The following is a 13,986-nucleotide window of genomic DNA, read 5'->3' on the forward strand; positions in this document are numbered from 1 at the left end:
CAGGGCTCAGAGGCGCTGCGCATCACGGATACGGTAGCTCGGCGCATACATGGTGACGAGCTCTTCGGCCGCGGTCGGGTGCAGCGCCATCGTCCGATCGAAATCATCCTTGGTGCAGCCGGCCTTGAGCGTGACGCCGAGCAGCTGCGCCATCTCGCCGGCATCGTGCCCGAGAATATGAGCCCCGACCACCTTGCGGCTCGCAGAATCGACGATCAGTTTCATGATCATCCGCTCGGACCGGCCGGAAAGCGTCGCTTTCAGCGGTCGAAACTGGGCGCGGTATACTTCGAGCTCACTGTGCCGCTTGCCCGCCTCCTCTTCCGACAGGCCGACGGTGCCGATCTCGGGCTGTGAGAAGACGGCGGTGGGGATCAGTTCATAGTCCGGCCGGGTCGGATTGTTCTTGTACTCGGTCTCGATGAAGCACATCGCCTCGTGAATCGCCACCGGCGTCAGCTGTACCCGATTGGTGACATCGCCGAGAGCATAGATATTTTCGATATTGGTACGGGAATAATCGTCGACGATGATGGCGCCGCGCTCGTCCATGGCGACGCCGGCTGCCTCGAGGCCGAGACCTTCCGTATTCGGATCGCGCCCGAGCGCCAGCATGACGACATCGGCCTGCAACGTGCCGCTGTTCAGCGTCTCCAGCACGAGCCCGTCCTCGGCGTTCGAAACCTGCTGCAGCGTGTCATGGCAGAGGATGCGGATGCCCTTGGCGACCATTGCCTCGTGCAGGCCCCGCCTCAGATCCTCGTCGAAGCGAGACAGGATTTCGGCGCCGCGATAGATCAGCGTCGTCGCTACGCCGAGGCCATGGAAGATATTGGCGAATTCGACGGCGATGTAACCGCCGCCTGCGATCACGATCGATTTCGGCAGTTCGTCGAGATGAAAGGCGTCGTTGGAGGAAATGCAAAGCTCGTGACCGGGAAGCGCGACATGCGGGTTCGGGCGTCCGCCGGTCGCGATCACGATCGTCTTGGCCGTCACCGTCTGCCCTGTTTTCACGAGCCGCACCGTATGGGCATCGACGAGCTCGGCGCGCGTTTCCAGGATCTCGGCATTGGCGCCGGCGAGCCCCTTCTTGTAGAGGCCTTCCAGCCGCGCGATCTCCGCATCCTTGGCGGCCACCAGCTTCTTCCAGTCGAAGCTGCTTTGGCCGACCGTCCAGCCGAAACCCGCTGCATCCTCGAAGTGCTCGTGGAACTGCGAAGCATAGACGAAGAGTTTCTTCGGCACGCAACCGCGGATGACGCATGTCCCGCCATAGCGATATTCCTCCGCGATCGCCACCTTCTTGCCGAGCGAGGCGGCGACGCGCGCAGCGCGCACACCTCCGGAACCACCGCCGATGACGAAAAGGTCGTAATCATAGGAAGACATGAGAAGCTCCGGAAGGGGAATCGCAGGAAGGACGTTCCTGATATAGGGGCGATCATCATGAAAACAAAAGCCCTGCTCCTGCGTCTTCCCGTACTCCATTGCCGAATCTTGATCGGAAGTTGCCTCGGTCAGCGTTTACGGTTGACCGCGTCGGCAGAGGCTGGCAGGCAATGCACGAGACTGAAAGGATGCCGGAGCAAAAGATGGATCAAACTCTCTTCGCCAACCTGTGCAGGGCCGGCAAGTTCAAGGAAGCGCTCAACCTCGCCATCCAGGGCCACGAGGGCGAGAAATTCACGCCCAGCCGCTTTGCCATGGACAAGAAAACAGGGCTGCCGATCTTCTACCGCGGTAACAAGCGCGTAGAGCCGGATGAGACTGGCGTATGGCAGTTGGCCAAGAGTTCGAAGGACTGGGGCTGATCACCCTTGACGTATTTTCTCTCTCGGGGATTTGCCGCTCTCAGCCGGTAATGCGGAAATCCCTCGGCATATTATCAAGCTGAGCCGCTTCCGTCTCGACGCTTGAGACCGATGCCCCTGCAGGTCCGCGCCTCAAACGCTCGATCATTGTCGAAATCGCGTTGTCCGCTCCAGCGATCAAGGCGGAGACAGATCCGTCCGCTTCGTTGCGCACCCAACCCGTTACGCCGAGCCGCAGCGCCTCATCGCGTGTCCACATGCGAAAACCGACACCTTGGACTCTGCCCGATATCCGCACTCGCACCGCCTCGTCATGATCGGACATATCGCCTCACCAAAACCTAGCCGCTATTTGCCGGGTCCATCATAGCAAAAAAGCCCGGACGATGCCGGGCTTTTGCAAATCTGCGGAGGCAGCCCTTACTTCTGGGCAGCCGGGGCCGGCGCCGGAGCGGGTGCCGGAGCCACTGGGCTGTCGGTTGCCGGCGGCGGCGCCTTGATGACCTTGGACAGTTCGGCATTGCTCTGCTTTTCCAAGTCTCGCGAAATGCCTTGCGCCCAGATGTCGGCAGCCTTGGCCGTTTCGCGGGAGGCGACCGGACCATCGCGCAGCAGCTTCTTGCCGACGTCGGAATTATAGAAATCCGCAATCGCCTTCAGCTCGTCGACCGTGAAAGCCTTGGCATAGGTGAGCGCCGCCTCCTTTTCGAGATCCCCGCGGCGCGGCGCCAGCTTCAGTGCCTGCGCGTCGACCGTCGATGAAATGATGTCCTGATAGTTCGGCGAATCCTGGATCAGGCCGGCCTTCAGGCGCTCGGCGAGGCCAGGCAGGATATTGTCGAACTGGGCAGTGGCGCCGATCGCGTCGATCGCGGCACGAGACGCCTTGAGCTGCTCCTCGGAGACCTCCTGCGCCTTGACGGCGGAGCCGAAGGCAAGCCCGGAAAGAACGAGGGTCGCAGCGGCGAGACGGCCAAGACCTGCAATGTTCATCATGAGTGTATGCTCCTGTTATCTGTTTGCCTGCAGTGTGCGCGCACCCGCAGGACCGGCGATGATCGCAAGTGCCGCCATATTGATAAAGAGCCCGTGTTCAACGACGCCGGGTATGGAATTCAGCTCGCTCGAAAGCGCCTCTGCATCAGGAATGCGGCCAAAAGATGCATCGATGATGTGATGGCCGCCGTCCGTGGTAAACTCTCCGTCACCGGACTGGCGCAGGTTGAGTTCGCCGGAAAGGCCGAGCCGGGCGGCAACCTTTTCGATGGCGATCCGCGTCGAGACGAGACCGAACGGATTGACCTCGATCGGCAGCGCGAAGGCGCCGAGTGTTTCGACCAGCTTGCTCTCGTCGGCGATGACGATCATCCTCTGCGACGCGGCAGCGACGATCTTTTCGCGCAGCAGCGCGCCGCCGCCGCCCTTGATCAGCCTGAGCGCCGGATCGACCTCGTCGGCGCCGTCGACCGTCAGATCGAGCGCCGGCAGCTCGTCAAGCGACTTCAGCGGAACACCGAGCTCGACACATAGCCGCGCCGTTCGCTCGGACGTCGGAACACCTTCGACCTGGAAGCCGCCTGCGACCTTCTCCGCCAGCAGGCGGACGAATTCTTCCGCTGTACTCCCAGTTCCGATGCCGAGACGCATCCCGCTTTCGACATGGGCGAGCGCGGCCTCGGCGGCCTTGATCTTCATTTCGCGCGCATCCATGCGCCGCCAGCTCCGAATTATTACGTTGGATGTGCTGTTTACACGGCTCGCCTGGCAAACGAAAGTCAAAATCATCACGGAAAATGAAAAGCCGAAACAAACGCCTGCGGCTTCCCGCTAATCCTCAGGCCGTTGCTTTCCGCCCCGCGATCGCCTACCTCAGGAAAAATATCATCATTCCCGGAAATGACGCGTTCCATCGACGCCGCTCGCAAGACGCCCATCGCACAAAGAGGCAAACCCCTTGACCCCTGCCCCCGCCCCGCTCGTCGTCTTCGATCTCGACGGTACCCTTCTCGACACCCATGCCGATCTCGTCGAAAGCCTGAACCATACGATCGCAGCGCTCGGCCTCGAACCGGTCAGTTATGACGACCTCACCCATCTCGTCGGCCAGGGGGCGCGGGTGATGATCGAGCGCGCCTGTCGGCTGCGCGGCCATTCGCTCGCGGAAGATGGCCTGCCGCTGCTGGTGGAACGCTTCGTCGCCCATTATGCCGGCAGCATGCCCGGCCATACGGAACCCTATCCCGGTCTGGTCGCTGCGATGAACCGCCTGAAATCCGCTGGCTACCGCCTCGCCGTCTGCACCAACAAGATGGAGAGCCTCGCGCTCGGTCTGCTCGACAAGCTCGAACTCGTCAACTATTTCGAAGCCGTCACCGGCGGCGACACCTTCCAATACCGCAAGCCCGACGCTCGCCACCTCACCGGCACCATCGAGCGCGCCGGCGGCGATATTTCCCGAACCGTGATGATCGGCGACAGCATCAACGATATCGCAGTGGCCAGGAACGCCGCCGTGCCGTCGATTGCAGTGCCTTTCGGCTACTCGGATGTTCCGGTCTCAAGCCTCGATCCGGATGTCATCATCACCCATTACGATGAACTGACGCCGGAATTGGTGGAAGGTTTGCTGAAGGGTTCTGCGGCCAAAGTTGCCGTTTAGAGACGAGGCTGGCTCTTGTCCTCTGGCGGCATTCGGTGAGGCACCCCCCTCTGGTCTGCCGACCATCTCCCCACAAGGGGGAGATTGGCCAGAAGCCTAACCTTCGCGCATCACTAACGTTGCGCAGCTTGCGGCGCCGATTGCTTGGGGAAACCGGTGCTCCCAGCCAATCTCCCTCCTTGTGGGGGAGATGTCCGGCAGGACAGAGGGGGATACCACACGGCACATCCTATCTGAAGCACCGCCACCCAAAAACAAAACGGGCGGCCCAAAGACCGCCCGTCAAAATCACCACAAATCAGGCGTCAGATCTGCGCCCCACGCGCCTTGGTCGTCGCATCGAAAGCCTTGTCGACATAGGCGTCACGGCCGTAGACGTCATCGAAATACTCCACCACGCCATCCTTGTTCGGCCAGGCGGTGAAATAGGAGACGTAGACCGGGATCTTCTGCGGCACCTTCACCGCATGATTCTGGCCGCTCGCGATCTGCCTGGCGACATCGTCGGCCGTCGTGCCGAGCACGGCGGCTGCCATCGCGCGCGGATTGGCAAGGCGCACGCAACCGTGGCTGAGCGCCCGCATGTCGCGCTTGAAGAAGCTCTTCGAGGGCGTATCGTGCATGTAGATCGCGTGGCTGTTCGGGAACAGGATCTTCAGTTCGCCGAGGGCGTTATCGCTGCTTGGCGGCTGGCGCACCGAAACATTTGCGGTCGAGCCGTACCAGTCGACGCTGGACGAGGCGACGGCATGGCCATTCACCTCAACCTCATAACCGAGCTGATCGAGGTAGTTCGGGTCCGACCGCAGCTTCGGCAGCATTTCGTTGATGATGATCGACTGTGGCACGCCCCAGAACGGGTTGAACTCCACCGTCTCGATCTCGTCGTTGAAGAAATAGGTCTGGTTGTTCTTGCCGCCGACCACCACGCGCATCGACAGCTGTTCCTTACCGTCATTATGGTAGTAGGCCATGTAGGCCGGCTGATTGATCATGACGTAGCGGGAACCCAGGTCTTCCGGCAGCCAGCGCACCTGTTCCATGGCGACAACGAGCTTGTCGATCTTCGAGGCATTGGTGTCACCGCCGGTCATGGCGCGCACGGTCGCCTGGCCGATGACACCATCGGGCTTCAGACCGTGCTCCTTCTGGAAGTCCTCCACCAGCGAGACGATGTCGGGCGAATAGTCGCTGCCGCCCACATAGGCTGCAAACGTCGCCGCATGATCGGTCTTCAGCGTCTCGGACCCGTTCTTCTGCAGCGCCTTGACGATATTGGCGATCTCGGACGAACTGTCGCCGGGTTTGAGCAGCCCTTGGAGCGAAATGACGATCTGCTCCTCATTGCTATCGGCGGCGCGAAGCTTGGCAAGCTCCGCCTTCAGCGCCTCGAACTGCGGGCTATCGGGCGAACGGCTGGCGATATAGGCGCCGGCATTCGGGCTCATGCGCGCAAGCTTCAGCACCGGTGCCAGATTGACGACCTTGCGCTGGAAATCGTGATAGCCGGAAATCTTGTTCGGATCGATGCGGCCGCGGACCGTGTCCTGCACGAAGGCAAGCACCTTGGCCGAAAGTTCCAGCTCGAACTGCGTCAGCGCTCGGTCGCGCGCGGCAGGATCGGGATTGGCCGGATCGACCGCCGGCGCCTGCACGGCGTAATCGGCAGGGTCGAGGCCCACGGAAGCCGCATCGGCCAGCGCCGCCATTGCCGACTGGGCGCGCTCGTTGATCCGGTTGCCGTCGACCCAGACGAGCGGATTGCGGCTATCGCTGTAATAGGTTTCCAGCGCCTTGGCGACGTCGGCATTGGCGCGAACCTTGGCCTGCGCCAGGAAGCGGCGCTGCACCACCGGTTCGGAATCGCTCCCAGGCGAAACCTCGGCAACCGCACCCGTGACGATGGGATCGGCGAACTTGCTGGTATCGACGAACTGCAGGGCTTCGGTCTTGTAGGTATAATAACGCGGACCGCTGACCTTCGGCAGCGGCGCCTCCGGGTCAAGCCCGCCAAGCGATCCGCCTTCGCCGCCACGCGGCGCCACACGCCCGGGCGGCATCTGATCCATGAAAATGGTGCTCTGAGTCCGCTGCCTGTCGCCGCGCAGCATATCCATCAGCGTATAGGCATGCGCGGGAGCGGCCATCATTGCCAGGCCGCAAGAAACTGCCAATGCGGATACCGCGCTTTTCAAAACGAACGTCATATATATTCCAGTCCCGATGTCATGCTGTTCTCAGCTCAAATCCCGCGAAACTCAAGCAGCGTAGGGCCTCATTGATCAGAAACCGGCCTTCGCCGCCAGCGCCGGCGGACTAATTTCATGTGAGAGGAATCCTGCGCGGCGCCGCACAGCAGTTCACACAAAATTATGAAATTATTAGTTAATTTTTTACCGAATTTTCGCCGCCGGGCCAGTACGGCAAAAACCTGCCGATGCATAAAATTTCCAACGTGGCCGAAAAAGCACGCCGCCTGGCAGGCACAAACATGACTGTGATCATCAATATTTCGCACCGCATCCGGTTTTCTTGCCCTGGTTTCCAACCTATAAGACCACATCTTTCGAAGATGCCAGAAAACAGCATGTGATAGGAAGGCAAGGCTCATGACCGCAACCCGCATCGAAACCGATACTTTTGGCCCCATCGACGTCGCCGCCGACCGATATTGGGGCGCCCAGGCGCAGCGTTCGCTCGGCAATTTCAAGATCGGCTGGGAAAAGCAGCCGCTGTCGATCGTCCGCGCGCTCGGCATCGTCAAACAGGCGGCCGCCCGCGCCAACATGTCACTCGGCCAGCTCGATCCGGCGCTGGGCAAGGCGATCGTCGACGCCGCCCAGGAAGTAATCGACGGCAAGCTCGACGAGCACTTTCCACTGGTCGTCTGGCAGACCGGTTCCGGCACGCAGTCCAACATGAATGCCAACGAGGTGATCTCCAATCGTGCCATAGAAATGCTCGGCGGCGTCATGGGTTCCAAGAAGCCGGTCCACCCGAACGATCACGTCAATATGAGCCAGTCGTCGAACGACACCTATCCGACGGCCATGCACATTGCCTGCGCCGAACGGATCGCCCATCACCTGCTGCCGTCGCTGAAGCACCTGCATGCCGCCCTGGACATGAAGGTCACCGAATTCAGCCACATCATCAAGATCGGCCGTACCCATACCCAGGACGCGACGCCGTTGACGCTTGGCCAGGAATTTTCCGGCTATGCCGCCCAGCTTGGCTCCGCCATCAAACGCATCGAGATGACCCTGCCCGGCCTCTGCGAACTCGCCCAGGGCGGCACCGCCGTCGGCACAGGCCTCAACGCACCGGTCGGTTTTGCGGAGAAGGTCGCGGACGAGATCGCCGATATCACAGGCATGCCCTTCGTCACCGCGCCGAACAAGTTCGAGGCGCTTGCCTCGCATGACAGCATGGTCTTTTCGCATGGCGCCATCAATGCGGCGGCTGCCGCTCTCTTCAAGATTGCCAACGACATACGCCTGCTCGGCTCCGGCCCCCGCGCCGGTCTCGGCGAACTGGCGCTGCCGGAGAATGAACCCGGCTCCTCGATCATGCCCGGCAAGGTCAACCCCACCCAATGCGAAGCGCTGACGCAGGTTTGCATCCACATCTTCGGCAACCACGCCGCGCTGACTTTCGCCGATAGCCAGGGCCATTTCGAGCTCAACGTCTACAATCCGATGATGGCATACAACTTCCTGCAGTCGGTGCAGTTGCTGGCCGACGCCGCCGTTTCCTTCACCGACAATTGCGTCGTCGGCATCGAGGCGCGCGAGGACAACATCAAAGCCGGCCTCGAACGCTCACTGATGCTGGTCACCGCCCTCGCCCCCAAGATCGGCTACGACGCCGCCGCCAAGATCGCCAAGACGGCTCACAAGAACGGTACAACGCTGAAGGAAGAGGCGCTTGCCAGCGGCCTGGTGACATCGGAAGAATATGACGCGATCGTGCGCCCGGAAACGATGATCGGGCCGAAGTAAAAGGGCCGCGATACGCAGCCCCTGATCCGCCTGCCGGCACCTTCTCCCCGCTTGCGTCCGCTTGCGGGGCGAAGGGAGATAGCCGCAACCTCCCCGTCCCTCGCCAACCTCTCGCAGGGCACGTCCCCTCGCCCCGTCTTTGCGGGAGAGGGTTAGGGTGAGGGGCGATCTTCGTCTGCCTGGCAGACAAGGGAGCAATGTCAAACCAACAACGAAAAATTGTCCATCACGACAGAATTGCCCATGAAGTCGAACCGGATTTCTTCGATGTCCTCGATATCGACCTCGAGACTGGGGCCGGCGACCTCGAGCTCCTGCTGATAGACGATCTGGCCGTCGTTCAGGGCTGTGAGCGTCAGGTGAAAGGGCGATGCCGACAATTCGGCGATCGAGACGCTCTGAAAGGTGAACTCCCCGCCATCGAGCAGTTTCAAGCTTACGGGGGCAGAACCGGGGGATAGAACGGTATCGCTGAAACCGTCTTCGGTAATGGCGTCGACGCCCGGGATGCTATCATAGACGATGCCGTTCAGAAGCGTCACGTCGTGGCTGCCGTTCACCGAGAGCGCAAAGCCCCGGTAATTGGGAAGAGAGAAATTATCCGCCCTCGATAAGACGCCCATATCATCGAAATCCAGGACTTCGTGATATTTTTCGCCTTCGTTGACGCCGTCGATCGCCAGCGTCAGCACGCCGAGATCCGTGCCTCCCCAGCCGTCGGACATCTTGTAACTCAGCTTTTCGATGAGCTGATCGTACTTCCCCAAATTTTTCACCACGTCGAGCGTATAATCCAGCTCATATGTGAAGTGACCATCAGGTTTCACTTTGAAGATTCCGTACTCGCCCTGAATGATCGTTTCGTGGTCAGGCCCATGTTTGGCGTCGATGCGGACGCCATTGACGAAGCGAACATACATGTCCGCTCCTTCGGGATCGCTGGCAAGGCGCAGCAGATCGCCCCTGATCCAGTCATGTTCGAAAAAAACGAGAAGGTCGTCGACAGCAGTTGGCTTTGCATTTGTCATTGGAAGCCCCGGCAGGTTAACGCTGCCGGGAATATGAACTGGGCTCGAGTTGAAGGCAACCTGAAGTCGGCCGTTTCGCGACAAATGTCGATTTCTTCTCTCTTATTGCGTGTGCCAAGCGGGTTGCAAATGTGGCACGACATAGCCCCAGCTCCAGACTCCACCGTTCCCAATTGCATTTGCTTCGCAGCAGATTTAGACCGGTTCCAATTTTAGCGACGCACGCCCAGCAGAAAGGTCACTTGGATGGCTGACGATCTCTTCCCCCTTGGCGAGGATGCCACCCCTTACCGCAAGATCAGCAGCGACTACGTCTCGGTCGACAGTTTCAAGGGCCAGCAAATCCTGACGGTCGATCCCGAGGGTATCCGGCTGCTTGCCGAAACCGCCTTTGCCGACATCAATCACCTGCTGCGCCCCGGCCATCTGAAGCAGCTTGCCGCCATCCTCGACGACCCTGAAGCGACCGACAACGATCGTTTCGTCGCCTACGATCTGCTGAAGAACGCCAATATCGCCGCCGGCGGCGTGCTCCCCATGTGCCAGGACACCGGCACGGCGATCATCATGGGCAAAAAGGGCCGCCGGGTCTGGACCGAGGGTGAGGATACGGCAGCACTCTCCAAAGGCGTTCTCGACGCCTATGAGAAGAAGAACCTGCGCTACTCGCAGCTTGCGCCCATAAAAATGTTCGAGGAGAAGAATACAAAGAACAATCTGCCGGCACAGATCGATATCTATGAGGAAGGCACCGACTCTTACGACTTCCTCTTCGTCGCCAAGGGCGGCGGTTCAGCCAACAAGACCTTCCTCTACCAGGGTACGCCCTCGCTCCTGACGCATGACCGGATGATCCACTTCCTTAAGGAGAAGATCCTGACGTTGGGGACGGCAGCCTGTCCTCCCTACCATCTGGCGATCGTCATCGGCGGCACCTCGGCGGAGATGAACCTGAAAACGGTCAAACTTGCCTCTACCCGTTACCTCGACGAGCTGCCGACCGAAGGCTCCGAGAGCGGCCATGCCTTCCGCGACATCGAAATGGAAAAGGAAATCCACAAGCTGACGCAGCAGATGGGCGTCGGCGCTCAGTTCGGCGGCAAGTATTTCTGTCATGACGTGCGAGTCATCCGCCTGCCCCGCCACGGCGCCTCGCTGCCGATCGGCCTGGGCGTCTCCTGTTCCGCCGACCGCCAGGCCAAGGGCAAGATCACCCGCGACGGCATTTTCGTAGAGCAGCTCGAAACCGATCCGTCGAGATACATGCCCGAGATCGACGAGGCGAAACTGTCGGAATCGACCGTGCATATCGATCTCAACAAGCCGATGGCCGAAGTGCTCGCCGAACTCTCCCGGCATCCCGTCAAAACGCGCCTTTCACTGACCGGCACCATCATCGTCGCTCGCGACCTCGCTCATGCCAAGATCCGCGAACGGCTGGAAAAGGGCGAGGGTATGCCCGATTACCTGAAAAATCATCCGGTCTACTATGCCGGCCCCGCCAAAACGCCGGCCGGCTATGCCTCCGGCTCCTTCGGCCCGACGACGGCTGGCCGCATGGACAGTTATGTCGACCAGTTCCAGTCCTTCGGCGGCTCGATGGTAATGCTTGCCAAGGGCAACCGCTCGCGCGCCGTGCGCGAGGCCTGCAAGAAACATGGCGGCTTCTATCTCGGCTCGATCGGCGGCCCCGCCGCCCGTCTCGCCCAGGACTGCATCCGCAAGGTCGAAGTACTCGAATATCCCGAGCTCGGCATGGAAGCGGTCTGGAAGATCGAGGTCGAAGACTTCCCCGCCTTCATCGTCATCGACGACAAGGGCAATGATTTCTTCCAGGAGTTGAATCTGGGGTGACTGGGCGTGCCGTGCAGCCCCCTCATCCGGCCACCTTCTCCCCGCAGGGGGCCGCAGGGGGAGAAGAGGGTGCAAGCCGCCGACCATCGTTTCCTATCGTAAAGGTCTCAATGGGAGTGAGGCGCTGCCACGAGTCCCTTCTCCCCAGCGGGGAGAAGATGCCGGCGGGCAGATGAGGGGGCCGCACGGCACCCCCTTCCGATACCTGCACCATTACTGAATATCTGCAGCGCTTACCATGTCCCCATCATCCACCCTCGCCAGAATCTCCGTCCGGAATGCGCCGGCAAAAAAGCCGGTGTGCTCCAGCAGCAAGGCGCCGCCTGCGAGGATGGTGAAAACGACGACGGCGAAAGAAATGGCGCGGGGCCTTTCCATGAGCTTACGCCGTGGTTTTCTGGCAGCAGTCGGGTTTAATGCTGGAAATTATCTTTCCGAAACATTCACGCTGAAATAGGAGACGACCAAAACCTGATGTCGACAAGATGAATACGATCTCCAGCGAGAAAAAGAACTGTAAGTTTTTTTAAACACCATTCCCGCAAAGCGGGTAGGACTACTCGACAGAAGATACATTTTTCTACGGAAAATCATAGGCATGGTCGATGTATTGCCCCACTTCTGAGTTTTCATATGTAATCTTTGGTATATGTCGCTTTAATCTTTTCCCAAGAAATTTAAGCTAACAACTAAAATATTGCCTTTGAATATATGAGGAGTTCGCCGGATGAATACGGCTGTCGCGCCCAAGGTGCAGGTTCCCGACGTCGCGGGTCAGATCACCTATGCCATGCGCTCGATGGGCGTTGCGCCGATACCGCGCAATTACGAACTCTTCTACGAGGCCTATATCGGCTCCAATCCCGCCCTCACCCGCGAACTCGCAGCCCTTGGCAGCCAAGCTACACAGGCCGAACTCGATGCGCTGGGCGCTCAGTATTTCACCGGCAGCCCCGCACGCGTCTTCGACGATGCCCATTCGCGCATATCAGGCGAACTCGACGGTCTGCTGCGGATTTTGAGGCAGGAGCAAAGTTCACTCGAAAGCTATACAAGGCTGCTCGGCGAGACCCATAAGCGCATTACCTCCAAAAGCAATGCCAGCGTCGAACTGATCGAAAGCGCCATCGAACTTTTGAGCCAGGCGACTGGCGACACCATGGCGCATGGCGAACGCACCGTCGAGGACGTCGTCCAGCGTTCGCAGGAGATGGACCAGGTCCGCAAGGAACTCGACGAATACAAGCGCATCGCCAACACCGATTCGCTGACGCGCCTTTCTAACCGCCGCGCTTTCGACGACCGCTTGGCAGCGGTCTTCAACAATCCCGGCATGCGGCCGGTGACGGCCCTGCTGCTCGCCGACATCGACAACTTCAAGAAGATAAACGACACCTACGGCCATCCCGTCGGCGACAAGATCCTCGCCACTGTCGCCTCCGTCATCCGCAGCAATGTTCGGCGAGACGTCTTCGTCGCCCGTGCCGGCGGCGAGGAATTTGCCCTGATCATCGAGGGCAACACAGCCGAGGAAGTGACGGCGATCGCCGAACGCATCCGCCGCACGCTCGAAACCACGCCGTTCAAGAATTCCCGCACCCGGGTGAATTACGGCCCGATCACCGTTTCGATCGGCATCTGCATGGCCTCGAATGCGGAGGATGCCGGCGAACTCTACAGCAAGACCGACATCGCCCTTTACGGCGCCAAGAACGCTGGCCGCAACTGCATCGTCCTTTATCAGGACGGCATGCAGAAGGACTTCAGCAAGAGCTGGCTGATATACAAGGCCTGACGCGGAACCCTCATGATAAGCACGCTGTCGCCATCAGGTGGCGGCATCAGCTGTTGTCCGGTTCACTCCACGGCTATTACTTTTTCGATATCAGGAGCGGGAGGTGGCCGCTTCTTCCCTCATTCCTCTGCTCGTCACAGGAATGAGGGAGGAGAGGTGCGTGGCCACCTCTCGCCATCACGGCCTCTCGGCATCCCCTTACCACATCGTCTTCGCCGCCCGTCCCGGCCATTCCCGGTCGTAGGTTTCCTGATCGAAATCACCGACCGCGGCCTTCAGCATCTGGCCCGGCGTCGGCAGCGCCGCGAGATCGGCAAAGTGCTCGGCATTCCAGAGTTCGGCTCGCATCACCGCACGCGCACACTGGAAATAGACCTCGTCGATCGAAATGACGATGACGGTGCGGGGATGTTTGCCGTCCATCTCGAAGCTAGAAAGCAGCGCCTCGTCGTCGGAGACGACGCCGCGGCCGTTGATGCGCATCGTCGTATTCGAGCCGGGGATCAGGAACATCAGCGCAAGCCTGGGGTCGCGCACGATGTTGGAGAGCGAATCGACGCGGTTGTTGCCGCGCCAGTCCGGCAGATGCAGCGTCTCGTCGTCGACGACGCGCACCACGCCGCCGAGATCGCCGCGCGGCGAACAATCGAGCCCTTCCGGCCCGACGGTCGCAAGCGCGGCAAAGGGCGAGATCTCGATCATCTCGCGATAGAGCGGCGTCAGCCGCTTGGTCACCTTGTCGACAGAGGCCTGCGACAGGCCGGCGCCATAGATCGTATTGAGCTCTTCGATGCTGTCGATGATTTTCATGAGGCGTTCCGCAGCGGCTGGATAT

14 protein-coding genes are annotated in these 13,986 nt (G+C 60.3%); 5 read left to right on the forward strand and 9 right to left on the reverse strand.

Features of this window, described 5'->3' with window-relative positions; translation table 11 throughout:
• Positions 1-6: 6 nt before the first annotated feature.
• Entirely contained in the window at positions 7-1,392 is a 1,386-nt protein-coding gene (gor, locus tag Tal182_RS12860; RefSeq protein WP_085860923.1) for a glutathione-disulfide reductase, read from the reverse strand.
• Between the two features lie 188 nt (positions 1,393-1,580).
• Here gor and Tal182_RS12865 point away from each other — a divergent pair, with 188 nt between their 5' ends.
• On the forward strand, positions 1,581-1,814 hold the full coding sequence (locus tag Tal182_RS12865; protein ID WP_020921455.1) for a hypothetical protein: 234 nt from the start codon (positions 1,581-1,583) through the stop codon (positions 1,812-1,814).
• 40 nt (positions 1,815-1,854) lie between these two features.
• Here the strand turns inward: Tal182_RS12865 and Tal182_RS12870 are convergent, their stop codons facing one another.
• From Tal182_RS12870 to rpiA, 3 genes are all read right to left on the reverse strand, one after another.
• A complete protein-coding gene (locus Tal182_RS12870; RefSeq protein ID WP_064803023.1) occupies positions 1,855-2,139 on the reverse strand; it encodes an acylphosphatase in 285 nt (94 codons plus the stop codon).
• 95 nt (positions 2,140-2,234) lie between these two features.
• Positions 2,235-2,810, reverse strand: a complete 576-nt coding sequence (locus Tal182_RS12875; RefSeq protein ID WP_064803025.1) for a DUF2059 domain-containing protein — start codon at positions 2,808-2,810, stop codon at positions 2,235-2,237.
• 15 nt (positions 2,811-2,825) lie between these two features.
• Positions 2,826-3,524 carry a ribose-5-phosphate isomerase RpiA gene (gene rpiA, locus Tal182_RS12880; RefSeq protein WP_011425639.1) on the reverse strand — a complete coding sequence of 233 codons (699 nt, stop codon included), beginning with the start codon at positions 3,522-3,524 and terminating at the stop codon, positions 2,826-2,828.
• 244 nt (positions 3,525-3,768) lie between these two features.
• On the opposite strand from rpiA, the gene Tal182_RS12885 reads away from it, so the two are divergent.
• Complete coding sequence (locus Tal182_RS12885) at positions 3,769-4,473, forward strand: HAD family hydrolase (protein ID WP_085859660.1); 705 nt, start codon at positions 3,769-3,771, stop codon at positions 4,471-4,473.
• 305 nt (positions 4,474-4,778) lie between these two features.
• Here Tal182_RS12885 and Tal182_RS12890 read toward each other — a convergent pair whose 3' ends face one another.
• Positions 4,779-6,680 carry a murein L,D-transpeptidase gene (locus Tal182_RS12890; RefSeq protein WP_085859661.1) on the reverse strand — a complete coding sequence of 634 codons (1,902 nt, stop codon included), beginning with the start codon at positions 6,678-6,680 and terminating at the stop codon, positions 4,779-4,781.
• A 68-nt stretch (positions 6,681-6,748) separates the two neighbouring features.
• A complete protein-coding gene (locus tag Tal182_RS32240; protein WP_164517745.1) occupies positions 6,749-7,084 on the reverse strand; it encodes a hypothetical protein in 336 nt (111 codons plus the stop codon).
• Between Tal182_RS32240 and fumC the strand changes: the two genes are divergently transcribed.
• Positions 7,083-8,474 (forward strand): class II fumarate hydratase, encoded by a 1,392-nt coding sequence (fumC, locus tag Tal182_RS12895; protein ID WP_085859662.1) that lies wholly within the window; start codon positions 7,083-7,085, stop codon positions 8,472-8,474. The genes Tal182_RS32240 and fumC overlap by 2 nt on opposite strands.
• A gap of 200 nt (positions 8,475-8,674) precedes the next feature.
• On the opposite strand, the gene Tal182_RS12900 is transcribed toward fumC, so the two are convergent.
• A complete protein-coding gene (locus Tal182_RS12900) occupies positions 8,675-9,502 on the reverse strand; it encodes a VCBS domain-containing protein (RefSeq protein ID WP_085859663.1) in 828 nt (275 codons plus the stop codon).
• A 246-nt stretch (positions 9,503-9,748) separates the two neighbouring features.
• On the opposite strand from Tal182_RS12900, the gene Tal182_RS12905 reads away from it, so the two are divergent.
• Positions 9,749-11,356 carry a fumarate hydratase gene (locus Tal182_RS12905; protein WP_085859664.1) on the forward strand — a complete coding sequence of 536 codons (1,608 nt, stop codon included), beginning with the start codon at positions 9,749-9,751 and terminating at the stop codon, positions 11,354-11,356.
• Between the two features lie 213 nt (positions 11,357-11,569).
• Here the strand turns inward: Tal182_RS12905 and Tal182_RS32245 are convergent, their stop codons facing one another.
• Complete coding sequence (locus Tal182_RS32245) at positions 11,570-11,734, reverse strand: hypothetical protein (RefSeq protein ID WP_164517788.1); 165 nt, start codon at positions 11,732-11,734, stop codon at positions 11,570-11,572.
• A 349-nt stretch (positions 11,735-12,083) separates the two neighbouring features.
• Between Tal182_RS32245 and Tal182_RS12910 the strand changes: the two genes are divergently transcribed.
• Positions 12,084-13,151: a GGDEF domain-containing protein gene (locus tag Tal182_RS12910; RefSeq protein WP_064803042.1), complete on the forward strand. Its 1,068-nt coding sequence runs from the start codon at positions 12,084-12,086 to the stop codon at positions 13,149-13,151.
• Between the two features lie 198 nt (positions 13,152-13,349).
• Here Tal182_RS12910 and Tal182_RS12915 read toward each other — a convergent pair whose 3' ends face one another.
• Positions 13,350-13,961, reverse strand: coding sequence for a pyridoxamine 5'-phosphate oxidase family protein (locus tag Tal182_RS12915; protein ID WP_064810520.1), 612 nt, complete (start codon positions 13,959-13,961; stop codon positions 13,350-13,352).
• Positions 13,962-13,986: the final 25 nt, after the last annotated feature.

Source organism: Rhizobium sp. TAL182 (assembly GCF_002117725.1).
Lineage (GTDB): Bacteria > Pseudomonadota > Alphaproteobacteria > Rhizobiales > Rhizobiaceae > Rhizobium > Rhizobium esperanzae.

Bases quoted from the DNA above. Each gene is read 5' to 3' on its own strand.
- Tal182_RS12905 (WP_085859664.1), top strand. From the start codon at position 9,749: ATGGCTGACGATCTCTTCCCCCTTGGCGAGGATGCCACCCCTTACCGC.
- Tal182_RS32245 (WP_164517788.1), bottom strand. From the start codon at position 11,734: ATGGAAAGGCCCCGCGCCATTTCTTTCGCCGTCGTCGTTTTCACCATC.
- Tal182_RS12875 (WP_064803025.1), bottom strand. From the start codon at position 2,810: ATGATGAACATTGCAGGTCTTGGCCGTCTCGCCGCTGCGACCCTCGTT.
- Tal182_RS32240 (WP_164517745.1), bottom strand. From the start codon at position 7,084: ATGAGCCTTGCCTTCCTATCACATGCTGTTTTCTGGCATCTTCGAAAG.
- Tal182_RS12890 (WP_085859661.1), bottom strand. From the start codon at position 6,680: ATGACGTTCGTTTTGAAAAGCGCGGTATCCGCATTGGCAGTTTCTTGC.
- Tal182_RS12900 (WP_085859663.1), bottom strand. From the start codon at position 9,502: ATGACAAATGCAAAGCCAACTGCTGTCGACGACCTTCTCGTTTTTTTC.
- gor (WP_085860923.1), bottom strand. From the start codon at position 1,392: ATGTCTTCCTATGATTACGACCTTTTCGTCATCGGCGGTGGTTCCGGA.
- Tal182_RS12865 (WP_020921455.1), top strand. From the start codon at position 1,581: ATGCCGGAGCAAAAGATGGATCAAACTCTCTTCGCCAACCTGTGCAGG.
- Tal182_RS12915 (WP_064810520.1), bottom strand. From the start codon at position 13,961: ATGAAAATCATCGACAGCATCGAAGAGCTCAATACGATCTATGGCGCC.
- rpiA (WP_011425639.1), bottom strand. From the start codon at position 3,524: ATGGATGCGCGCGAAATGAAGATCAAGGCCGCCGAGGCCGCGCTCGCC.
- Tal182_RS12870 (WP_064803023.1), bottom strand. From the start codon at position 2,139: ATGTCCGATCATGACGAGGCGGTGCGAGTGCGGATATCGGGCAGAGTC.
- Tal182_RS12910 (WP_064803042.1), top strand. From the start codon at position 12,084: ATGAATACGGCTGTCGCGCCCAAGGTGCAGGTTCCCGACGTCGCGGGT.
- fumC (WP_085859662.1), top strand. From the start codon at position 7,083: ATGACCGCAACCCGCATCGAAACCGATACTTTTGGCCCCATCGACGTC.